Here is a 20,684-nt window from a genome sequence, read left to right on the forward strand (position 1 = left end):
CCGGATGACGCGTCCGGCCGCTGCAGCCCTCGCCCCGGAGTTCCTGACTCGCGGAAGACCCGCTCACAGTGGCGCGACCGTCCCGGACTCTCACCGGGTTCCTCCAGGTGGAGGCGATGGCTGGGGCCGAGACTAGCGAAGCCCGCCCGGGATGTCTGCTGCCGTCCGCTCCTCGCGCTCGGCCGCGCGGCGGCAGGAGTAGAGGTGCGACTCGACGAAGCCCTCGGCCCGCAGGGCCCACCCGACGACGATGATCGCGGCCTGCCGCAGGTCGTGCGCCTCGACCTGGTCGGCGATGTCGGCGAGGGTGCCGCGCAGGACGATCTCCTCGGGCTGCTCGACCCGGTAGGCCACGGCGACGGGGCAGTCGGCGCCGTAGTGCTCGGCGAGCCGGTCGGCGAGCTCGCGGGCGCGGCGGATCGCCAGGTGCAGCACGAGGGTCGCACCGGTCGCGGCGAAGGCCTCGAGCGATTCCCCCGACGGCATGGCCGTCGAGTCCCGCTGGGCGCGGGTGAGCACGACCGACTGGGCGACCTCGGGCACGGTGAGCTCGCGGCCGAGCCGGGCGGCGGTCGCGGCGTAGGCGGCGATGCCGGGCGTGATGTCCCACGGCACGCCGGCGGCGTCGAGCCGGCGGGTCTGCTCGGCGATCGCGGAGTAGACGCTCGGGTCGCCGGAGCACAGCCGGGCGACGTCCTCGCCCCGCTCGTGCGCGGCGACGAGCTCGGCGGTGATCCCGTCGAGGTCGAGGTCCTGGGTGTCGACGAGCCGCGCGCCGTCGGGGCAGTGCTCGAGGACGGCGGCGTCGAGGTAGGTCCCGGCGTAGAGGCAGACCGGGCTCGCCGCGAGCAGTCGGGTCGCGCGGATCGTCAGCAGGTCGGCGGCACCGGGGCCGGCGCCGATGAAGTGAACGGTCATGTCGGGTCCTCGGAGTCGGTGCGGATCGCGGCGAGCTGGGTGACGGTGCGGGCGGGGGTCCACGACAGGAAGCGCCCGAGCGGGACGGCCCGCTCCACGGACAGGCGGGTGAGCTCGCCGCCGGTGCGGGCGTGCCGGCCGATGAGCGCGGCGTCCCCCTCGAGCGTCACGGCGTGCGCGACGAGGCGTCCGCCGGGGCGAAGGGAGGACCAGGCACGGTCGAGCAGGTCGGGGTCGAGCCCGCCGCCGACGAAGATCGCGTCGGGCGTCGGCAGCATTGCCAGGTCGGTGCTGCCGGTGTCGCCGACGACGACGTCGACCCGAGCAGCGAGGCCGAGGGCAGCGGCGTTGTCGCGGATGCGCTGGGCGCGGGTCGCGTCGCGCTCGACGCAGGTGACGGTCGCGCGGTCGGCGGCGAGGCACCACTCGAGGGCCACGGAGCCGTTGCCGGCGCCGAGGTCCCACAGGTGCGCGCCGGGTGTGGGCCGCAGTCGGGCCAGACCGCTCGCGCGCACGTCGCGCTTGGTCAGCTGGCCGTCGTGGTCGATGAAGTCCTCGGGGCGCCCCGGGACCGGTCCGGCGGTCGCGGCAGTCGCCGCGGGGTCGTCGGCGCGCACGTCGAGGCAGGCGAGCACGAGGTCGGGGGTGGCCTCGGCGAAGCCGTCGGCGCGCTCGGAGCGAGCGCCCTCGTCGGGGCTGCCAAGGTGCCAGCGGGCGGTGAGCATGCTTGCGCCCCAACCGTGCTCGGTGAGCAGTGCGCCGAGCCGAGCCGGGTCGCCGCCCCCGGAGAGGAGGACGACGAGTCGCGCGCCGGGGGCCAGGTGGGGCAGGACCGCGCGCAGGTCGCGCCCGACGGTCGTGACGACGACGGTCTCCTCGGCGGACCACCCCTGACGGGCCCGGGCGAGGGCATCGCTGCCGATGGCGGGGTGGACGCGCACGCGGTCGCCGCCGACGAGCTCGACGAGGGTCGTGGCGATGCCGGAACGCAGCGGGTCACCGCTGGCGAGGACGACGGCGTCGGGGTGCGCCTCGACGAGGGCGGGCAACGCCGGGCGAAGGGGGCTGGGCCAGGGCACGAGCTGCGCCTCGGGTGCGTGGGGGGCGACGAGGTCGAGGTGACGGCCGCCCCCGACGAGGGTCGCGGCACCGCTGATGAGGGCGCGTCGGGCCTCGTCCAGACCGGACCACCCGTCGTCCCCGATACCCACGACCTCGATCACGGACGCCCACCCTAGGGCCTTGCCCTCCTGTGAGAGGATCGCGCCTAGGCACTCCCCCGAGGAATCCGGTGCAACTCCGGAGCGGTCCCGCCACTGTCACGGCCCACGCGGCCCGAGCCAGACACTCGGTCGGTGCCCGTCGTCGCGAACCCGCGTCGATGTCGTCGGACGGCGAGCGTGGACACTCGCCAGGAGGCCGCCACTGTGAGCCGCACCGGGTCCCGGACCCCCACCTTCCCCTTCACCGCGCTCGTCGGTGCCGACGAGCTGACGTCGGCGCTGCTGCTGAGCGCGATCTCGCCCGAGATCGGCGGGGTCCTCGTCCGGGGTGAGAAGGGCACCGCCAAGTCGACCGCCGTCCGCGCCCTCGCCTCGGTCCTGCCCGAGCAGCGGGTGGCGAGCGAGTGCCGCTTCGGCTGCGACCCCGACCGCGACGAGGACTGCCCCGACGGCCCCCACGAGGGCGCGGCCACGACCCGCCCGGCCCGCCTCGTCGAGCTGCCCGTCGGTGCGACCGAGGACCGCGTCGTCGGCTCCCTCGACCTGCGCCGAGCCCTGGGCGACGGCGAGGCCGCCTACCAGCCCGGTCTGCTCGCCGACGCGCACCGCGGCATCCTCTACGTCGACGAGGTCAACCTCCTGCACGACCACCTCGTCGACGTGCTGCTCGACGCTGCCGCGATGGGGCGCAACACCGTCGAGCGCGACGGTGTCTCGATCTCGCACCCGGCGCGGATCACCCTCGTCGGCACGATGAACCCCGAGGAGGGCGAGCTGCGCCCGCAGCTGCTCGACCGCTTCGGCCTGACCGTCCACGTCGCCGCGAGCCGCGACCCGCACGTGCGCGCCGAGGTCGTGCGTCGCCGGCTCGAGGCCGACCTCGACCCGGCAGGCTTCGCGGCCCGCTTCACCGACGCCGAGGCCGAGCTCACCGCGCGCCTGGCCGCCGCCCGCGAGGCGGTGCGCCGGGTCGCGCTCGACGAGCGGACCCTGCGGACCATCGCGCGGGTGTGCGCCGGATTCGACGTCGACGGCATGCGCGCCGACATCGTCACCGCCCGCACCGCCGCGGCGCACGCCGCGTGGGAGGGGCGCGACCACGTGACCCGCGAGGACATCCGGGCCGCGGCGCTGCTCTCCCTGCCCCACCGCCGCCGTCGTGCTCCCTTCGACGCGCCGGGTCTCGACGAGGACCTGCTCGACCGGCTGCTCGACGACGAGCCCGAGGACGACCCGCCGGGCGGCGGCGAGGAAGAGCCCGACGGCGGCGACCAGCCCGACGAGGGCCCGGGCGAGGCGCCCGACGCCGACCCCTCGGGCCCGGCCCCGAGCTCGACGTCGTCCGACGACCAGCCCCCGACCGGGCCCCAGTCGTCCGCCGACCCGACCCCCGACTCCCCGGACGAGTCGGCGGAGGACCCCGAGGCACCCCCTTCGCCCCCTGCGGGTGCCCAGCCGACCCCCACCGGCACCGCCGCGGCCACCGAGCCCTACCGGGCCCGTCGCCTCGAGCTCACCGGCGTCGGCGCCGGCCCGAGCGGTCGCCGCTCCCCCGCGCTCACCCCCCGCGGGCGGGTCGTCGGCACCCACCCGGCCGGGCACGAGCCCGCCGGGTCGCCGGTGCACCTGACCGCCACCCTTCGTGCCTCCGCCGCCCGCCGCGCGGCCCGCACCGGGCCCGCCCGGGTGACCGGCGACGACCTGCGCCACGCCATGACCCGCGGCCGCGAGGCCAACCTCGTCCTCCTCGCCGTCGACGCCTCCGGCTCGATGGCCGCGCGCAAGCGGATGGGCGAGGTCAAGACCGCCGTCCTCTCGCTCCTGCTCGACGCCTACCAGCGGCGCGACCGGGTGGGTCTGGTGACCTTCCGCGGGACCGGCGCGGAGCTGGCGCTGCCGCCCACCTCGTCCGTCGACGCCGCCGCCGCGCGCCTCGCCGAGATGCCGCACGGCGGACGGACCCCGCTCGCCGAGGGCCTGACCGAGATCGCCAGGGTCGTTGCGAGAGAGCGCATCCGCGACCGCAACCAGCGCGCCCTCGTCGTCCTCGTCACTGATGGCCGGGCCACCGCGGGCCCCGATGCCCTCGCCCGGGCCCAGGCCATCGCCGACGCCTGGGGGCACACGGCGGAGACCGTCGTCGTCGACTGCGAGTCGGGCCGCTTCCGCATGGGCCTGGCCGCCGACCTCGCCCACCGCATGGGCGCCGAGCACATCGCCCTCGAGCAGGTCGCCGCGAGCGGCCTCGTCGAGATCGTCACCGACCGCACCGCCTCCCGAAGGAGCGCCGCCTGATGGCCCAGGGACAGACCCCCGTCACCCCGAAGGACGGGCTGACCACGCGGCAGCGCCGCAACCGCCCGCTCGTCGTCGTCCACGGCGGCGTCGGCAAGGGCAAGTCGACGGCGGCCTTCGGCCTCGGCCTGCGCGGGTGGAACCAGGGCTGGTCGATCGGCGTCTTCCAGTTCGTCAAGTCCGCGAAGTGGCGCATCGGCGAGGAGGAGGTCTACACGACCCTCGGCCGGGTCCACGAGGAGACCGGCGAAGGGGGCCCCGTCGAGTGGCACAAGATGGGCTCCGGCTGGTCCTGGTCGCGCAAGGCGGGGACCGAGGAGGACCACGCGGCCGACGCCCGTGAGGGCTGGGCGGAGATCAAGCGGCGACTCGCCGCCGAGACGCACACCGTTTACATCCTCGACGAGTTCACCTATGTCATGAAGTGGGGTTGGGTCGAGCTCGACGACGTCATCGACACGCTGACCAACCGGCCCGGCTACCAGCACGTGATCATCACCGGCCGCGACCCGCACCCGCGCCTGCTCGAGATCGCCGACGTCGCGACCGAGATGACCAAGGTCAAGCACCCCTTCGACCAGGGGCAGAAGGGCCAGAAGGGCATCGAGTGGTGACGACCCTCCCCCGGGTGCTCGTCGCGGCGCCAGCGTCGGGCCACGGCAAGACGACGATCGCCGTGGGGATCATGGCCGCCCTCGCCCGCCGCGGTCTGACCGTCGCGCCGGCCAAGGTCGGCCCGGACTACATCGACCCCGGCTACCACGCCCTGGCGACCGGCCGCCCGAGCCGCACCCTCGACCCGTGGCTCGTGGGCGAAGGGAGGGTCGCTCCCCTCCTCGCCCGCGGCGCCACCCACCCGACCCTCGCGGACGTCGCGGTCCTCGAGGGCGTCATGGGCCTCATGGACGGACGGCTCGGGGGCGACGGCTTCGCCTCCAGCGCGCACGTCGCCACCCTGACGCGCACGCCCGTCGTCCTCGTCGTCGACATCAGCTCGACCTCACGGACCGTCGCCGCCACCGTGCACGGCCTCGCGACGATCGACCCCGAGCTCGACGTCGTGGGTGTCGTGCTCAACAAGGCCGGCACCCCGCGCCACGGCGAGGAGGCCCGCCGGGCGGTCGAGGCCGTCGGCGTCCCCGTGTGGGGCGTGCTGCCCCGCGACGCCGCGATGCACGTGCCCTCGCGCCACCTCGGGCTCGTCCCCGCCGCCGAGCGCGGCGAGGCCGCAGCGACCCTCGACCACATCGCCGCCGTCGCCGAGGAGCACCTCGACCTCGACGCGCTGCTCGCGGCCTCCCGCACGGCCCCCGACCTCGATCTCGAGCCGTGGGCCCCTGGCGCCGCCCTTCCTTCGCTCCAGTCCCCGCTCCCCGAGGAGCGTGCTGTGCATTCGTCCCGACGGGAGGTCGTCGTGGCCGTCGCCGGGGGCCGCGCCTTCACCTTCCGCTACCCCGAGACGGTCGAGCTGCTCGAGGCCGCCGGCGCCCGGGTCGTCGAGCTCGACCCGGCCCGCGACGCCGCGCTGCCGGAGGACACGAGCGGGCTCTACCTCGGCGGCGGCTTCCCCGAGGTGCACGCGCGCACCCTGGCGACCAACCGCCCTCTCGTGCACCAGATCCGCACCGCCATCGCGGCCGGCATGCCGACGATCGCCGAGTGCGCCGGCATGCTCTACCTCGCCGAGACCCTCGACGACCACCCGATGGTCGGCGCCCTGCCCGCCCGGGCCGCGATGGGCCGCCGCCTCACCCTCGGCTACCGCGAGGCGACCTCGCTCGTCGACTCCGTCCTCGGCCCGGCCGGGACCCGGGTCGCCGGCCACGAGTTCCACCGCACGGTGACCGATCCCCCCTTCGGCACGAGTGCGGCATGGGACCTCGGTGGCCGCACCGAGGGCTTCGCCCTCGACCCCGCCGGCACCGGTCGCGCGACCCTCGTCGCCTCCTACCTGCACACGCACTGGGCCGGCTCGCCCTCCGTGGCGGGGTCCTTCGTCGAGGCCGCTCGTGGCTGGGGCCAAGCCCGCACGGTCACCTCGGACGAAGTCCCTCGGGGCGTCCGTGGATCGGGTGGGGTGGCGCTGGGGGCTTCGCCCGTGCACCCCACGTCCGCGGAGCACTCACCTGACGCCCCGCAACCGGCTCAGCCCTTGAGTCGCGCCACCCCAGCCCGATCCACGTCCTTGGCAGACCCCCTTCGTCATCACGGGGACGCCGAGGTGTCGAGCGAGCTGGTGGACCTCGCCGTCAACGTGCGGCTCACCCAGCCGCCGGGGTGGCTCGCGCAGGCCCTCGCCGAGGAGCTGTCGACCGTCGCGGCCTACCCCGACCCCACCCGTGCTCGGGATGCGATCGCCGCGCGGCACGGTGTGGCCCGCGACCAGGTGCTGCCGACGAGTGGTGGGGCCGAGGCCTTCACGCTGCTCGCGCGGGCGCTGACACCGCGCGACGCGGTCGTCGTGCACCCGCAGTTCACCGAGCCCGAGGCCGCGCTGCGCGCCGCGGGGCACGAGGTGCGGCGCGTCCTGCTGCGGCCGGAGGACGACTTTGCGCTCACGGCCCAGGCGCTCGGGCAGATCGGCGACGCCGACCTCGTCGTCGTCGGCAACCCGACCAACCCGACGGGCGTGCTCCACCCGGCAGCTACGCTGCGCTCGCTCGTGCGGCCCGGCCGGGTGGTCCTCGTCGACGAGGCCTTCATCGACTCCGTCCCCGGCGAGCGCGAGACGCTCCTGGGGGGCGACCTCACCGGCCTGCTCGTCGTGCGCTCGCTGACCAAGACCTGGGCCGTCGCCGGCATCCGCGCCGGCTACGTCGTCGGAGACGCCGAGCTCGTCGCGGCCCTGGCCGAGCACCAACCGCACTGGTCCGTGGGCTCCCTCGCGCTGCGCGTCATGATCGAGACCGCCACCCAAGCCGCACTCGTCGAGGCCGACCGGGCCGCCGAGGAGATCGCCGGGTGGCGGGCCCACCTCACGCGGGGGCTGCACACGCTGGGCATCCCGACCGCCGGCGGGGACGCCCCCTTCGTCCTGGCCCGGGTCGGCACGGGTGTCCGCGAGGCGCTGCGCGATGCCGGGTGGGCCGTGCGGCGAGGCGATACGTTCCCGGGGCTCGACACCGCATGGGTGCGGATCGCCGTCCGTGACCCCCACACCATCGACGGGTTGCTGAGAGAGCTGACCCACCTGCACCACCGGAGGACCGCATGACCGACGCCACCACCGCCACCGGGCGGGTCATCCTCGTCGGCGGAGGGCCGGGCGACCCCGGCCTGCTCACCGTCGCCGGACACGACGCGCTTGCGGCGGCCGACATCGTCGTCACCGACCGCCTCGGTCCGGTCGCGGCGCTCGACGAGATCGCCCCGCAGGCCGAGATCGTCCACGTCGGCAAGATCCCCCGCGGCAAGTTCACCCCCCAGGAGCGGATCAACGAACTGCTCGTCGAGCACGCCCGCGCCGGCCGGACCGTGGTGCGGCTCAAGGGCGGTGACGGTTACCTCTTCGGCCGCGGCGGCGAGGAGTGGAACCACTGCGTCGCCGCCGGCGTGCCCGTCGAGGCCGTGCCGGGCGTCTCCTCCGCCTTCTCCGTGCCGGCCCTCGCCGGCATCCCGGTGACCCACCGCGGCCTGTCCCAGGGCGTCGCGGTCGTCTCCGGGCACGTCGCCCCCGACGACCCGCGCAGCGAGGTCGACTGGGCGGCGCTGGCCACCTCGCGTCTGACGATCGTCATCCTCATGGGGGTCGCCACCCTCGGGGCGATCGCCGAGGCGCTCGTCGCGGCCGGCCTGTCCCCCGACACCCCCGCCGCGTGCATCGCCGACGGGGCCACCCCGCAGCAGCGCTCGGTGCGGGCGCCCCTGTCGCAGATCGCCTCCGCGGCCGACGAAGGGGGCTTCGCTCCCCCGGCCATCACGGTCGTCGGTGACGTCGTCGGCGCCCTCGACTCACCGGCCCCCACCTCGCCGTGAGCGCGTCCGAGGGGCTGCGCCTGGCCGTCGGGACCTTCACCCGGTCGCCGAGTGGCCGGGTGACGATCACCCCCGACACCGCGCGCACCGCGCTGCTCCTCGCGCCGCTCGCGGTCCTCCCCCTCGCGCTCCAGGTCGTCCTCGTCGGACTCACCGTCGAGATCGGCGTGCCACCGCTCGTCGCCGCGGGCCTCGCGCTCGGCGTGCTCGCCCACGGCTCACGGGGCATGCACCTCGACGGCCTGGCCGACACGGTCGACGGCCTCGGCGCCGGCTGGGACCGCGAGCGGGCGCTCGAGATCATGCGGCGCGGCGACGTCGGCCCGATGGGGGCGGTCGCGCTCGTCGTCGTGCTGCTCGTGCAGGCCGGGGCGATCGCCGCTCTGCTCGGGTCCGGCTGGCGCGGGGCCCTCGTCGTCGGGGCCGCCGTCGTGGCGTCCCGGGCGGCTGCCCCCGCCGTCTGCGGTCGCGGGCAGCAGGCCGCGCCGGGCTCGAGGCTCGGGGCGGCCTTCGTCGGCACCGTGCCCCTCGTCGGCGCCGCGCTCGTGGTGCTCGCCGTCGGTGCGCTCGTCGTGGCATCGGTGCTGCCGGTCGCCCTGCTGCTGGCGGGTCTGGGTGACGGGAGCTCCGCGGCCCCCTTGTGGATGGTAGCGCGGGCCGTGCTCGTGGCGGCAGTGGCCGCGCCCGTGGCCGTCTGGGCGGCGATCTCGCTCCGGGACAAGGCTGTTCGCACCTTCGGCGGTGTGGGTGGCGACGTCATCGGGGCCGGTGTCGAGGTGGCTCTCACCGTGCTGCTCGTGCTGCTGACGGTGGCGTGGTGAGCATGCGCGTCCTCGTCACCGGTGGCGTCCGCTCGGGCAAGTCCCGGCACGCCGAGGCCCTCCTGCTGCCCCCGCACGTGCCCGAGGGCACGCCCGTCACCTATCTCGCGGCCGGCCCGCAGCGCGACGACGCCGACTGGGCGGCTCGCGTGGCCGCGCACCGGCAGCGGCGACCGGCGACCTGGTCGACCGTCGAGAGCACGGACGCGGCGAGTGGCCTGTGGGAGGCCGAGGACCCGGTCCTGCTCGACTGCCTCGGCACCTGGCTGACCGCCCAGCTCGACGAGATCGAGGCCTGGGAGGCACCCGAGCACCACTGGGGCCCCACGCTCGAGCAGCGGGTGGACGACCTCGAGGCGGCCTGGCGCGCAGCCCCCTTCGTCGTGGCCGTGACCAACGAGGTCGGCTGGGGGCTGGTCTCGGAGCACCGCTCCGGGCGGATCTTCGCCGACCGTCTCGGCTGGCTCAACCAGCGCCTTGCCGCGTCCGCCGACCGGGTCGACCTCGTGGTCTCGGGGCAGGTGCTGACGATCAAGGGGGCCGGGTGAGCGACCCCGTCGCCATCGGCCTCCTCCTCGGGTGGGCGGCCGACCGGGCGCTCGGCGACCCACGACGAGGGCACCCCGTCGCGCTCTTCGGCACGTGGGCCGGCTGGGTCGAGACGCGCACCCATCGCGACTCCCGGGCCGCCGGTGTCCTCACCGAGGCGTTCGTGCTCGCGCCGCCGCTCGCCCTGGGGGTCGCCGCCACGCGCCTGCCCGGGCCGGCGCGTGCCCTTGCGACCGCGGCCCTGACCTGGGCGGCACTCGGTGGCACGAGCCTGGGTCGCGAAGGGCTGGCGGTGCACGACCTGCTCGCCTCCGACGACCTCCCCGGAGCGCGCACCCGGGTCCGCAACCTCGTCGGTCGGGTCACCGACGACCTCACCGCCGACGAGGTCGCCCGGGCCGCCGTCGAGTCCGTCGCGGAGAACACCTCCGACGCCGTCGTGGGCACGCTCGTCTGGGGCGCCGCGCTCGGCCCGCTCGGCGTCGTCCTCCACCGGACGGCCAACACCCTCGACGCGATGCACGGCCACCGCACGGCCCGCTATGCCCGATTTGGTTGGGCCGCAGCCCGACTCGACGACCTGCTGGGCTGGGTCCCCGCCCGGGCCACCGTCCTCGCGACCGCTGCGGCCTCCCCCCTTCGTGCCGGTGAGGTGGTGCGCACGGCGGTGCGGGACGGGCGCGACCACCCCAGCCCCAATGCCGGTCCGGTCGAGGCCGGCTTCGCCGCGGCCCTGGGCCTGTGCCTCGGTGGGCGGACGGTCTACGCGAGCGGCGCCGAGGACCGGGTCGTCATGGGCTCGGGGCCGGCGCCCACCGTCGCGGACCTGCCGCGCGCCGTGCTCCTCGCCCGCCGGGTGGGTGTCGTCACGCTGGTCGCGGTCGTCGGGGCCCGCTTGCTCGCCCGCCGCTGAGGCGGGTCAGTCGCTGATCTGGCCCAGGACCCACGTCGTGGCGGCGTCGGCATCGCTCGCCTCCGCGACGCCCGGCGCCCGCGCCGGGCGCGACACGACGACGACCGGCACCCCGACGTGTCGGGACGCGTCGAGCTTGGCCTCGGTGTAGCGACCACCCGAGTCCTTGGTGAGCAGCACGGTGACGCCGTGCTCGCGCATGATCGCCTCCTCGTCGGCGACGGCGAAGGGCCCCCGCGAGCGCAGCACGGTCCAGGCCGCCGGCAGTGGCCGCTCCGCAGGCTCGACGAGCCGGACGAGCACCGGCCGGTCGGCCCAGGCGTCGATGTGGTGGTGCAGGGTCTGCCGCCCCGTCGTGACGAAGGGGATCCCGCCCACCTCGTCCGCCGCCTCCCGGGCAGCCACGTGGTCCTCGACCCAGGTCCAGGACGCGGCGTCGGGGTGTGCGGCCCAGCCCGGCCGCGCCAGTCGGAGGAGGGGCAGGCCGAGCGACGAGCAAGCCTGTGCCGCATGGGCGCCCATCGTCGCGGCGAAGGGGTGGGTGGCGTCGACGACCGCGCTCACCTCGTGCTCACGGAGCCAGTCGGTCAAGCCAGCGACCCCACCGAACCCGCCGATCCGCACGGGCCCGACCGGCAGTCGGGGCTGCGACACCCGGCCGGCGAGGGAGGAGGTGAGGGGCACCCCCTGGGCGTCCAGGCGAGCGGCGAGATCCCTCGCCTCGGCGGTCCCTCCGAGGATCAGCACGTGCGACATGGGCTCACCCTCCCACGCACAGGTTGCCCGCATACGGTCACCCCGTGCAGCACCTCCTCGACCGCCTCTCCCCCGCGAGCCCCGCACCCGAGCTCGCCGGGTGGACCCTCGTCGCCGTCCTCGCGTTCGGCTGCGTCGCGGCGACGTGGTGGCCGGCGTGGCGGGTGCTGCGGCTCGTCGTCACCCTCGTCCACGAGCTCGGTCACGCCCTCGTGGGCGTGGCGTGCGGGCGACGCTTCACCGGCTTCGTCCTGCGCTCGGACATGTCCGGCCACGCCGTGACCGTGGGCCCCGCCAGCGGTGCGGGCGTGGTCGCGACGACCTGGGCCGGCTACCCGGCTCCGGGGATCGTCGGCGCCCTGCTCGTGGGGCTCGCGACGGCCGGGTGGGCGGCCCCGACGCTCACCCTCCTGCTCGTGGGGCTGCTCACCACCCTGACCCGGGTGCGCTCGGCGCTCACCGGACTCGTCGTCGTCGCGGTGCTCGCGGCGTGCGCCGCCCTGTGGTGGTGGCGCGACGATGCCCTGCAGCAGCAGGTCCTCGTCGGTGTGGGCCTGCTGCTCCTCGTGGGAGCCTGGCGCCACCTGGCGACGATGCTCGGCGGCATCGAGCCCCGCAGCGACCCGGGCTCGCTCGCCCGAACGACGGGCGTGCCTGCGGTGCTGTGGGTCGCGAGCTTCGCCCTGGTCCTCGCCGGCGCGACCTGGCTCGCCGCCAGCCGCCTCCTCGGTGCCGTGGGAGTCTGAGACATGTCCTCACCACTGCGTGCCGTCGGGCAGGCGCTGCTCGGTTCCTTCCTCGTCCTCGCGGGCGTGGCCCACCTGACCTTTGCCCGCACCGAGTTCCGGGCCCAGGTGCCGCCGTGGTTCCCCGCTGACGCCGACCTCGTCGTCCTCGTCTCGGGTGTCGTCGAGATCGCTGTCGGCGCGGCCTTGCTCCTCGTCTGGCGCCATCCCGCTCGAGCCGTGGTCGGCCTGGTGACGGCAGCGCTCTTCGTCGCGGTCTTCCCCGGCAACATCGCGCAGCTCACCGAGCACCGCGACGCCTTCGGGCTGACGAGCGACACCTCACGGGCGGTCCGGCTCGTCTTCCAGCCGGTGCTCGTCGTGGGGGCGGTGTGGAGCACCGGCGCCTGGCGCTGGTGGCACCGGCGTCGGGTGCCCCCGCCCGAGCAGCACCCCTAGGGGGCGAGCCAGCCGTCGACGATCTCGAGGACGTCGATCAGCTCGTGCGCGACGCCATCGGGCTCGACGTCGACGGTCACCTGCTGGTCGGCCGGGATGTCGCTGTGCGGCACCCAGATCGCGCGCATCCCGACCTCCTGGGAGCCGAGCACGTCCTCAAAGAGCCGGTCGCCGACGTAGACGGCATTGGCCATCGGCACGCCGACGGCCGCGGCCGCGGCCTCGAAGGCCTCCCGGTGCGGCTTGACCACCTGGATCTCCGACGAGTAGACGTCGCCGTCGATGAGGTCGAGCACACCGTCACGCTCGAAGATCTCGCGGTGGTAGTCCCCGCTCCAGATGGTGTTGGACAGCACCCCGACCTTGAGACCCCGAGCGCGCAGCCCCTCCCAGAGCGGCCGCACCTGCGGGTCGGTGTGGGTGTGCGGCTCCCAGAAGCGACGGTAGGCCGCGAGCGCGACGTGGTGCCGGTCGTGCTGTGGGTCGATGCCGGCCTTGCGCAGGATGTCGTCGAGGTGCGCGCCACGCTGCTCGTCGCGCACCTGCTGCCAGGCATCGGCCTCGACGGCGTGGATCCGCTCGGCGAGCTCGTGTGCGCGGTCGAGGTCCTCCTGCGGCACCTCGTCGGACTCGATCGGGATGCCGTGGACCTCCCGCGCGAAGACGCGCCACTGCTGGCCCAGGTCGATCGTGTGCCACGGGGTGAGCGTGCCGCCCCAGTCGAAGATCACCGCCTCGACGGGCCCGGCCTCGGGCCGCTCACGCACGGTGAGCGGGTGGCGCATCTCGTCGACGCTCACGCGCCGCCACGCACCTCGGCGAGCACGGCCTCGACGGCCTCCCCCACCGGCACCTCGCGGCGCTCACCGCTGCGGCGGTCCTTGATCTCGACGACGCCCTCGGCCAGCCCCTTGCCGACGACGAGGATCGTCGGGACCCCGACGAGCTCGGCGTCCTTGAACTTCACGCCGGGGCTCACCTTGCCGGCGCGGTCGTCGTACAGGACGCTGACCCCCTTCGCCTCGAGCCGGGCGGACAGGTCGGCGGCCGTGGTGAAGATCTCGTCCGTCTTGCCCGCAGCGACCACGTGCACGTCGAAGGGGGCCAGCGCCCGTGGCCACACGAGACCGGACTCGTCGTGGTTGTCCTCGGCGATGACACCGACGGCGCGCGTGACGCCGACGCCGTACGAGCCCATCGTGACGGTGACGAGCTTGCCGTTCTCGTCGAGGACCTTCAGCCCCAGCGCCTCGGCGTACTTGGTGCCGAGCTGGAAGATGTGGCCCATCTCGACGCCCCGCGCGAGGGTCAGTGTCCCCGTGCCCGTGGGGCTCGGGTCGCCCTCCCGGATCTCGGCGGCCTGGATCGTGCCGTCGGCGGTGAAGTCGCGACCGTGGACCAGGTCGATGACGTGCCTGCCGTGCTCGTCCGCGCCGGTGACCCAGGCGGAGCCCTCGGCGATCGACGGGTCGAGGAGGTACCGGATGCCGCTCGGGCGCTCGGAGCCGAGCACGCCGGGCCCGATGTAGCCCTTGGCGAGCGTCGGGTGGTCGGCGAAGTCCTTCTCCTCGAAGGCCTCGACCTCCGCCGGGGAGACCTGCGCCTCGAGCCGCTTGGCGTCGACCTCCCGGTCGCCGGGGACACCGATCGCCAGCGGCTCGCGCCACGGCTCGTCGTGCTCGGCGTCGGCGGGGTGGACCAGCATGACGATGACGTTCTTGAGCGTGTCCGCGGCCGTCCACGCGCGCCCGTCGGTCCGGGGGTGGTTCGCGTTGAGCGCCGCGACGAGCGTCTCGATGGTGGGGGTGTCGGGGGTGTCCTCGACGTGGGCGGGACCGACGGTCACCTCGACGGGCGGCGCTTGCGGGACCTCGACGGCCTCGACGTTGGCCGCGTAGCCGGAGGCGTCCCGCACGAAGGTGTCCTCGCCGTTCGGGCTCACCGCGAGGAACTCCTCGCTCGCACTGCCGCCCATGGCGCCGGAGTCGGCGTGGACGATGACGTACTCGAACCCGAGCCGGTCGAAGATCTTGATGTACGCGTCACGGTGGGCGTCATAGGCCTTCTGCAGCCCGGCCTGGTCGATGTCGAAGGAGTAGCTGTCCTTCATGATGAACTCGCGCCCGCGCAGCACGCCGGCGCGCGGGCGGGCCTCGTCGCGGTACTTCGTCTGGATCTGGAAGAGGGTGAGCGGCAGGTCCTTGTACGAGGTGTACATGTCCTTGACCGCGAGGCAGAACATCTCCTCGTGCGTCGGGCCGAGGAGCATCTGCGCGTCCTTGCGGTCGACGAGCCGGAAGAGGTTGTCGCCGTACTCGGTCCAGCGGTTGGTCGCCTCGTACGGCTCCTTGGGCAGCAGCGCCGGGAAGGAGAGCTCCTGGCCGCCGATGGCCTCCATCTCCTCGCGGACGATCGCCTCGACCTTGCGCAGGACCCGCAGACCGAGCGGCAGCCACGTGTAGACGCCCGGCGCCGCGCGGCGGATGTAGCCGGCCCGGACGAGCAGCTTGTGGCCCGGCAGCTCCGCGTCCGCCGGGTCCTCCCGGAGGGTACGCAGGAAGAAGGACGACATGCGGGTGACCACGAGAGCTGCTCCTGGTGGGACGAAGGGGTGTGCCCGATCAGGGTATCCGCTCACCCACGAGCGCCGCCCCGGCAGAGACCAACCGGGCGGTGACGAGCCGGACCGCGGCCCGCTCGGCCCGGTCGGGCCGGGACAGCGCGACGATCCACCGGGCGGACCGCACCCCGGTGAGCGGGACGAGGGCGAGCTCGTCGGTCGTGCGGGTCGTGTACCGCGGCAGGAGCGCCAGGCCCAGCCCGGAGGCGACCAGGGCGGCGACGAGCTGGTTGTCGCGGACGCGCAGGCGCCGGTCGATGCGGCGTCCACAGGCTGCTTCGATCCGCTCGAGCACGGTGTCGAAGGGGTAGTGCTCGGGGACGGCGATCCACGTCTCGTCGACGACGTCGCGCGGTCGCAGCTCGGACCGTCCGGCGAGCGCGTGGTCCGCTGGCACGGCGACGTCGAGCGGCTCACGCACGAGGACGGTGCTGCGCAGACCCTCGCCCCCGGCGGGGACCTCTCCCGTCAGGGAGTGGGCCACGACGATGTCGGCGTCCGCGGCCGCGGCGGCGTAGTCGTGCTCGGCGAGGTCCAGGTCGTCGATCTCGATGCTCACCGAGCTGGCGGCCAGCATCGTCAGTGCCCCGGGCAGCAGGGCCGTCAGACCGCTCGGCAGACCGGCGATCCGCACGCTCCCCACGGGCGCGCCCCGGTGCTCCTCGAGCCGCGCGGCGACCCGGGCCATGGCCGCGCTCACCTCGTCGGCGCCGTCCGCGAGCAGCGCCCCCGCCTCGGTGAGCCGCAGCCCGCGACCGTCCGGTTCCACGAGCGGCACGCCGGCAGATCGCTGCGCGGTGCGCAGCTGCTGCGACAGCGCCGACGGAGTGCGGTGCGTGGCCGCGGCAACGGCCGCCAGGCTCCCGCGCTCGCGCAGGTCCCGCAGCAGCTCGAGGTGCCGGATATCCATGCAGGGAGCCTACGTGGACCGTGCACAATGATTCGCTTGTCCTGCATGGTCGGGTCAGCGCACCATCAACTCGTGCCCGTCCGCCACCGCCTCCTCGCCGTCGTCGTCGCCGTCCTCTGGGGCGCCAACTTCATCGCCATCCACGCCTCGCTCGAGATCTTCCCGCCCTTCTTCTGCTCGGCGCTGCGCTTCCTGCTGCTGGCGATCCCGACCATCGCCCTCGTCCCCCGCCCGCAGGTCCCCACGCGCTGGCTCGTCGGGTACGGCATCGGCTTCGGCATCCTGCAGTTCGCCTTCCTCTACCTCGCGATGGACGTCGGCATGCCGGCCGGCCTCGCGTCCCTCGTGCTGCAGAGCTCCGCGCCCTTCACCGTCGTCCTCGGCGCGGCACTTCTCGGCGAGCGCCTCTCTGCCCGCGCGGCGGCCGGGGTCGGCGTCGCCGCGCTCGGCATGGCCGTCGTCGGGTCGCAGCGCCTCGACGCGCAGGCGGGGCTCCTCCCCTTCGTCCTCACCCTGCTCGCCGGCCTGGGCTGGGCCTTCGGCAACCTCGCCTCCCGCCTGGCCGCCGCCCCCGAGCCGCTCCACCTGACGATGTGGATGACGGTGATCCCGCCGCTCCCCCTGCTCGCGGTGTCGCTGGCCGTCGAGGGCCCCGAGCGCATCGGCGCGGCCCTCGCCGACTCGATGACCGCGGCGGCGATCCCGGCCTGGCTCGGCATGGTCTACACGACGCTCCTCGCGACGGTCGTCGGTTCGGGCATCTGGACCTGGCTCATGGCGCGCCACCCCTCGGGGACGGTCGCGCCGTTCTCGATGCTCGTCCCGGTCACCGGGCTCGGTCTGGCCTGGCTGCTCCTGGACGAGGTGCCCGCTCCGCTCGAGCTGCTCGGCGGCGTCCTCGTCGTCGGCGGGGTGCTGTGGGCCTCGCGGCCGAGCACGCGAGGTCGTCCTGGTGCATCCGGTGGCCGGATCCGCCACGAGGTGCACGAGGACGACCTCGGGTGCACACCGGTCAGCGGATCGCGCTGACGATCTGCGCCAGGACCTGCGCGGCCGGGCCGCGCACGTGGTGGTGGCACATGTCGCTGATCTCGGTCTCGAGCGGGTTGATCTCGATGACGGTCGCCCCCTCGGCCCGCGCCATGGCGGGGTAGCCCGCGGCCGGGTAGACGATGCCCGAGGTGCCGACGACGAGGACGACGTCGCCCGGCTCGAGGGCCTCGATCGCCGCCTCGGTCGCCTCGACCGCCTCGGGCGGCAGCAGCTCGCCGAACCACACGACGCCGGGACGCACGTCCCCTGCGCACTCGGGGCAGGTCGGCGGGTCGATCCGCTCGGTCGGCTCCGACGGCAGCGCCGGCTCCCCCGGGTACGGGCTCTCGCAGTCCGCGCACCGCAGGGCGAGCAGCGAGCCGTGGAGGTGCGCCGCCACCGGCGACCCGGCGCGCTCGTGCAGGTCGTCGACGTTCTGCGTCGAGATCGTCACCTCGCGCAGCCCGGCGAGCTCGGCGAGCGCGCGGTGGCCGGCGTTGGGCTCGACGTCGCGCACGAGCCGCATCCGCCACGCGTACCAGGCCCAGACGAAGGGAGGATCCAGCCGGAAGGCCTCGGCCGTCGCCAGCTGGCTCGGGTCGAAGGCCTCCCACAGCCCGGTCTGCGCGTCGCGGAAGGTCGGCACGCCGGACTCGGCGCTCATCCCGGCCCCGGAGAGCACGAGGACGCGGCGGGCGCCGCGCACGGCCTCGACCACGGCGTCAGGGACCTGGTGCGGGTCGGTGTCGGTCATGAGTCCTCCGGGATCGCGGGTTGCTCGTAGAGGGCGCGGGTGCCGCGGTGACGGAAGCCGAGGCGTTCGTACAGGGCGCGCGCCGGGTTCTGGCAGCCGACGGCCAACCAGACCACCTCGGCCCCGCGGCGCTGCACGGCGGTCAGGGAGCGCGCGACGAGGTGGGCACCCAGGCCCTTGCCGCGCCACTCGGGCACGACGCCGACCTCCTCGATCCACCCGTCGGAGAGGGTGACGAAGCCGGCGACGTGGCCCGCTCGGTCCATGGCGACACGGGAGTCCTCGGGCTGGAACCCCCGCTGCTCGCGCAGCCAGCGGCCCCAGGCCCGCGAGCTGCCCTCGTCGTACCCGGGCTGGTCGGCGAAGGACGCCGCGTACGCGTGCCGGAAGGCCTCGGAGGTGTCGTCGGTGAAGGGCAGCGTCACGACGTCGTCGGGTCGACGCACGACGGGGATGCTGCGCAGGCTGTGGCGCATGATCGTCTCCGCGAAGACCCGGTGCAGCCCGAGGTCGGCGAGGAGCGTCTCGGCCTCGGGGCTCACCGAGTCGAGGACGAACCGGACCGGCCCGACCGAGTGGGCCAGGACCCACTCGGCGAGCTCGCCCCCGATCCCCTGCCCCATCACCGCCGGGTCGACGAGCCCGGTCGCCGTGCGTCCGTCCGCGGCACTCAGGCCGATCGCCGCCGCGGCGACGACGTCACCGAGCTCGTCCCGCCCGCAGATCGCGACGTCGGTGACGAGGCTGTCGCGCAGGTGGTCGCGGTCCGCGAGGTCGGGCAACCCGCCGTCCCTCGCGAGGCAGGCCGTGCCCAGCCGCACGAGCGCGTCGAGGTCGGCCTCCGTGGTCGGCGACCACTGCAGCGTGCCCATGGACCCGGGCCCCCTCAGAAGATCTGACGCAGGTTGGCACGGGAGAGGTCGAGCAGCTCGTCGCCACGCCCGGACATGACGGTCCGCAGCGCGTACAGGGTGAAGCCCTTGACCTGCTCGGCGGAGATCGCCGGCGGGATCGTCAGCTCCTGCCGCTCGGTGACCACGTCGACGAGCGCGGGACCGTCGTGCGCGAAGGCCTCGCGCAGGCTGGTCTCGAGGTCGCTCGTCTCGGTGACCCGCCAGCCCCTGATCCCGCAGGCCTGCGCGACCTGGGCGAAGTCGGGGTTGTCCAGGTCGGTCCCGAAGCCGGGGAGCCCGGCGGCCTTCATCTCGAGCTCGACGAAGTTGAGCGAGGAGTTGTTAAGCACGACGATCTTGATCGGCAGGTCGTGCTGGCGCACCGTGAGCAGCTCGCCGAGCATCATCGCCAGGCCCCCGTCGCCGCTCAGGGTGACGACCTGGCGCCCAGGGCAGGCCAGCTGCGCGCCGATCGCGTGCGGCACCGCGTTGGCCATCGACCCGTGGATGAAGGAACCGATGAGCCGGCGGTCGCCTCGGCACTGGAGGTACCGGGCCGCGTAGACGACGGGCGAGCCGACGTCGGGGATGAAGACCGCGTCGTCCGCGGCGATCTCGTCGACGAGCCGGGCGAGGTACTGGGGGTGGATCGGCTGGGACCTCTTGCCGAAGAGCCCCTTCCTGGGCGGCTCGGCGAGCTCGTCGAGCCTGTCGCGGGTCCTGCCGTAGTGCTCGAGCGAGTCCTCGAGGTGGCGTCGGTCGGTGGCGCGGTCGAGCAGCGGCAGCAGCGCGCGGACCGTGTCGCCGACGTCCCCGACGAGACCCAGCTCGAGCGGGACGCGGCGACCGAGGCGCTCGCCGCGCAGGTCGACCTGGATGAACCGCGCGCCCTGCGGGTAGAACTGCCGGTACGGGAAGTCCGTCCCGAGCATGAGCACGGTCTCGGCCTCCTCCATCGCCCGGTACCCCGAGGCGAACCCGAGGAGCCCGGTGAGCCCGACGTCGAAGGGGTTGTCCCCCTCGATGTCCTGCTTGGAGCGAAGGGTGTGCACCACCGGGGCCGCGAGCAGGTCCGCGAGTGCGAGGACGTCGTCCTTGGCGCCGGCCGCGCCGGCGCCGACGAGCAGGGTCGTGCGCCGGGAGCCCCCGAGGAGGTCGGCGGCGCGCTGCAGCTGGGCCGCGTCGGGGACGACCTGCGCGCGGGCGCGCTCGAGGACCGTCACGCGCTCGTCGGTGGCCTCGGCCTGGGCGACGTCGCCGGGGACCACGAGCACGGCGACCCCGCGCTCCTGGATCGCCGCGCGCATCGCGGTCTCGAGCATCCGGGGCATCTGCGAGGGCTCGGAGACCATCTCGCACCAGACGCTGCACTCCTGGAAGAGGTGCTGCGGGTGGGTCTCCTGGAAGTACCCGCTGCCGATCTCGGCGCTCGGGATCTGCGCGGCGATCGCCAGGACCGGGACCCGGCTGCGGTGGGCGTCGAAGAGTCCGTTGACGAGGTGGAGGTTGCCCGGGCCGCAGGAGCCGAGGACGACCGCGAGCTCCCCGGTCAGCTCGGCGTCGGCGGCCGCGGCGAAGGCGCCGGCCTCCTCGTGGCGCACCAGCCGCCAGTCCATCCCCCCGTCCCGTCGCATCGCCTCGGTGAACCCGTTGAGGGAGTCACCCGGCACCCCGTAGGCGCGGGTGACGCCGTTGGCCCGCAGGGTCGCGATGACGTTGTCGGCGATGGTGCCCATGGCGCCTCCTGTGCTCGACGAGGATCGTGGCCACCACGCTATCCCGACGCACGGGGGCTCACGGTCGCTGCGCGACCTGCACCCCCGTGGACCCCGACCACCCGC

The 20,684-nt window shown here is 74.7% G+C and carries 19 protein-coding genes and 2 riboswitches; of the genes, 10 read left to right on the plus strand and 9 right to left on the minus strand.

Annotated elements, in window-relative coordinates:
• Positions 1-37: 37 nt before the first annotated feature.
• A riboswitch (cobalamin riboswitch) is annotated at positions 38-104 on the minus strand.
• Positions 105-132: 28 nt separating this feature from the next.
• Both cobM and cbiE read right to left on the minus strand, forming a co-directional pair.
• Entirely contained in the window at positions 133-918 is a 786-nt protein-coding gene (cobM, locus tag JT1_RS08260) for a precorrin-4 C(11)-methyltransferase (RefSeq protein ID WP_068325106.1), read from the minus strand.
• Positions 915-2,141: a precorrin-6y C5,15-methyltransferase (decarboxylating) subunit CbiE gene (gene cbiE / locus JT1_RS08265; RefSeq protein WP_218005568.1), complete on the minus strand. Its 1,227-nt coding sequence runs from the start codon at positions 2,139-2,141 to the stop codon at positions 915-917. The genes cobM and cbiE overlap by 4 nt, the downstream gene beginning before the upstream one ends.
• A 58-nt stretch (positions 2,142-2,199) precedes the next feature.
• Positions 2,200-2,268, plus strand: a riboswitch (cobalamin riboswitch).
• Between the two features lie 77 nt (positions 2,269-2,345).
• Between cbiE and JT1_RS08270 the strand changes: the two genes are divergently transcribed.
• Genes JT1_RS08270 through JT1_RS08300 form a run of 7 tightly spaced genes read left to right on the plus strand, consistent with a single transcriptional unit; the run spans position 2,346 to position 10,694 of the window.
• Positions 2,346-4,436, plus strand: coding sequence for a VWA domain-containing protein (locus JT1_RS08270; RefSeq protein WP_169701919.1), 2,091 nt, complete (start codon positions 2,346-2,348; stop codon positions 4,434-4,436).
• Positions 4,436-5,050, plus strand: coding sequence for a cob(I)yrinic acid a,c-diamide adenosyltransferase (gene cobO / locus JT1_RS08275; RefSeq protein WP_068325108.1), 615 nt, complete (start codon positions 4,436-4,438; stop codon positions 5,048-5,050). The genes JT1_RS08270 and cobO overlap by 1 nt, the downstream gene beginning before the upstream one ends.
• Positions 5,047-7,650 carry a cobyrinic acid a,c-diamide synthase CobB gene (locus tag JT1_RS08280; RefSeq protein WP_068325109.1) on the plus strand — a complete coding sequence of 868 codons (2,604 nt, stop codon included), beginning with the start codon at positions 5,047-5,049 and terminating at the stop codon, positions 7,648-7,650. Before cobO ends, JT1_RS08280 begins: the two co-directional genes overlap by 4 nt.
• On the plus strand, positions 7,647-8,411 hold the full coding sequence (gene cobA, locus JT1_RS08285; protein ID WP_068325110.1) for a uroporphyrinogen-III C-methyltransferase: 765 nt from the start codon (positions 7,647-7,649) through the stop codon (positions 8,409-8,411). The genes JT1_RS08280 and cobA overlap by 4 nt, the downstream gene beginning before the upstream one ends.
• Positions 8,408-9,232: an adenosylcobinamide-GDP ribazoletransferase gene (locus JT1_RS08290; protein ID WP_068325111.1), complete on the plus strand. Its 825-nt coding sequence runs from the start codon at positions 8,408-8,410 to the stop codon at positions 9,230-9,232. Before cobA ends, JT1_RS08290 begins: the two co-directional genes overlap by 4 nt.
• 2 nt (positions 9,233-9,234) lie before the next feature.
• Positions 9,235-9,780: a bifunctional adenosylcobinamide kinase/adenosylcobinamide-phosphate guanylyltransferase gene (locus JT1_RS08295; protein WP_068325112.1), complete on the plus strand. Its 546-nt coding sequence runs from the start codon at positions 9,235-9,237 to the stop codon at positions 9,778-9,780.
• A complete protein-coding gene (locus JT1_RS08300) occupies positions 9,777-10,694 on the plus strand; it encodes a cobalamin biosynthesis protein CobD/CbiB (protein ID WP_068325113.1) in 918 nt (305 codons plus the stop codon). The genes JT1_RS08295 and JT1_RS08300 overlap by 4 nt, the downstream gene beginning before the upstream one ends.
• A 6-nt stretch (positions 10,695-10,700) precedes the next feature.
• Here JT1_RS08300 and JT1_RS08305 read toward each other — a convergent pair whose 3' ends face one another.
• Entirely contained in the window at positions 10,701-11,450 is a 750-nt protein-coding gene (locus JT1_RS08305; RefSeq protein ID WP_068325114.1) for a cobalt-precorrin-6A reductase, read from the minus strand.
• 44 nt (positions 11,451-11,494) lie between these two features.
• Between JT1_RS08305 and JT1_RS08310 the strand changes: the two genes are divergently transcribed.
• Positions 11,495-12,196 carry a M50 family metallopeptidase gene (locus JT1_RS08310; protein WP_068325115.1) on the plus strand — a complete coding sequence of 234 codons (702 nt, stop codon included), beginning with the start codon at positions 11,495-11,497 and terminating at the stop codon, positions 12,194-12,196.
• Between the two features lie 3 nt (positions 12,197-12,199).
• On the plus strand, positions 12,200-12,634 hold the full coding sequence (locus JT1_RS08315) for a DoxX family protein (protein WP_068325116.1): 435 nt from the start codon (positions 12,200-12,202) through the stop codon (positions 12,632-12,634).
• On the opposite strand, the gene JT1_RS08320 is transcribed toward JT1_RS08315, so the two are convergent.
• The 3 genes from JT1_RS08320 to JT1_RS08330 are packed head-to-tail and all read right to left on the minus strand — an operon-like array spanning position 12,631 to position 16,164.
• A complete protein-coding gene (locus JT1_RS08320; protein ID WP_082807545.1) occupies positions 12,631-13,434 on the minus strand; it encodes an HAD family hydrolase in 804 nt (267 codons plus the stop codon). The genes JT1_RS08315 and JT1_RS08320 overlap by 4 nt on opposite strands.
• Positions 13,431-15,218, minus strand: a complete 1,788-nt coding sequence (locus tag JT1_RS08325; RefSeq protein WP_218005569.1) for a proline--tRNA ligase — start codon at positions 15,216-15,218, stop codon at positions 13,431-13,433. The genes JT1_RS08320 and JT1_RS08325 overlap by 4 nt, the downstream gene beginning before the upstream one ends.
• A gap of 37 nt (positions 15,219-15,255) precedes the next feature.
• Positions 15,256-16,164, minus strand: coding sequence for a LysR family transcriptional regulator (locus tag JT1_RS08330; RefSeq protein ID WP_068325117.1), 909 nt, complete (start codon positions 16,162-16,164; stop codon positions 15,256-15,258).
• Positions 16,165-16,236: 72 nt separating this feature from the next.
• Between JT1_RS08330 and JT1_RS08335 the strand changes: the two genes are divergently transcribed.
• Positions 16,237-17,193, plus strand: coding sequence for an EamA family transporter (locus tag JT1_RS08335; protein WP_082807546.1), 957 nt, complete (start codon positions 16,237-16,239; stop codon positions 17,191-17,193).
• Here JT1_RS08335 and JT1_RS08340 read toward each other — a convergent pair.
• The 3 genes from JT1_RS08340 to poxB are packed head-to-tail and all read right to left on the minus strand — an operon-like array spanning position 17,177 to position 20,579.
• A complete protein-coding gene (locus JT1_RS08340; protein WP_068325118.1) occupies positions 17,177-17,950 on the minus strand; it encodes an SIR2 family NAD-dependent protein deacylase in 774 nt (257 codons plus the stop codon). The genes JT1_RS08335 and JT1_RS08340 overlap by 17 nt on opposite strands.
• Positions 17,947-18,822, minus strand: a complete 876-nt coding sequence (locus JT1_RS08345) for a GNAT family N-acetyltransferase (protein WP_068325119.1) — start codon at positions 18,820-18,822, stop codon at positions 17,947-17,949. Before JT1_RS08345 ends, JT1_RS08340 begins: the two co-directional genes overlap by 4 nt.
• Positions 18,823-18,836: 14 nt before the next feature.
• Positions 18,837-20,579, minus strand: coding sequence for a ubiquinone-dependent pyruvate dehydrogenase (gene poxB, locus JT1_RS08350; protein ID WP_068325120.1), 1,743 nt, complete (start codon positions 20,577-20,579; stop codon positions 18,837-18,839).
• Positions 20,580-20,684: the final 105 nt, after the last annotated feature.

It is taken from the genome of Janibacter terrae NBRC 107853, from assembly GCF_001591405.1.
Classification (GTDB): domain Bacteria; phylum Actinomycetota; class Actinomycetes; order Actinomycetales; family Dermatophilaceae; genus Janibacter; species Janibacter terrae.

Coding starts and splice junctions, on each gene's coding strand:
- cobM (WP_068325106.1), bottom strand. CDS start 918: ATGACCGTTCACTTCATCGGCGCCGGCCCCGGTGCCGCCGACCTGCTG.
- cobO (WP_068325108.1), top strand. CDS start 4,436: ATGGCCCAGGGACAGACCCCCGTCACCCCGAAGGACGGGCTGACCACG.
- cobA (WP_068325110.1), top strand. CDS start 7,647: ATGACCGACGCCACCACCGCCACCGGGCGGGTCATCCTCGTCGGCGGA.
- JT1_RS08295 (WP_068325112.1), top strand. CDS start 9,235: ATGCGCGTCCTCGTCACCGGTGGCGTCCGCTCGGGCAAGTCCCGGCAC.
- JT1_RS08305 (WP_068325114.1), bottom strand. CDS start 11,450: ATGTCGCACGTGCTGATCCTCGGAGGGACCGCCGAGGCGAGGGATCTC.
- JT1_RS08315 (WP_068325116.1), top strand. CDS start 12,200: ATGTCCTCACCACTGCGTGCCGTCGGGCAGGCGCTGCTCGGTTCCTTC.
- JT1_RS08330 (WP_068325117.1), bottom strand. CDS start 16,164: ATGGATATCCGGCACCTCGAGCTGCTGCGGGACCTGCGCGAGCGCGGG.
- JT1_RS08340 (WP_068325118.1), bottom strand. CDS start 17,950: ATGACCGACACCGACCCGCACCAGGTCCCTGACGCCGTGGTCGAGGCC.
- JT1_RS08345 (WP_068325119.1), bottom strand. CDS start 18,822: ATGGGCACGCTGCAGTGGTCGCCGACCACGGAGGCCGACCTCGACGCG.
- poxB (WP_068325120.1), bottom strand. CDS start 20,579: ATGGGCACCATCGCCGACAACGTCATCGCGACCCTGCGGGCCAACGGC.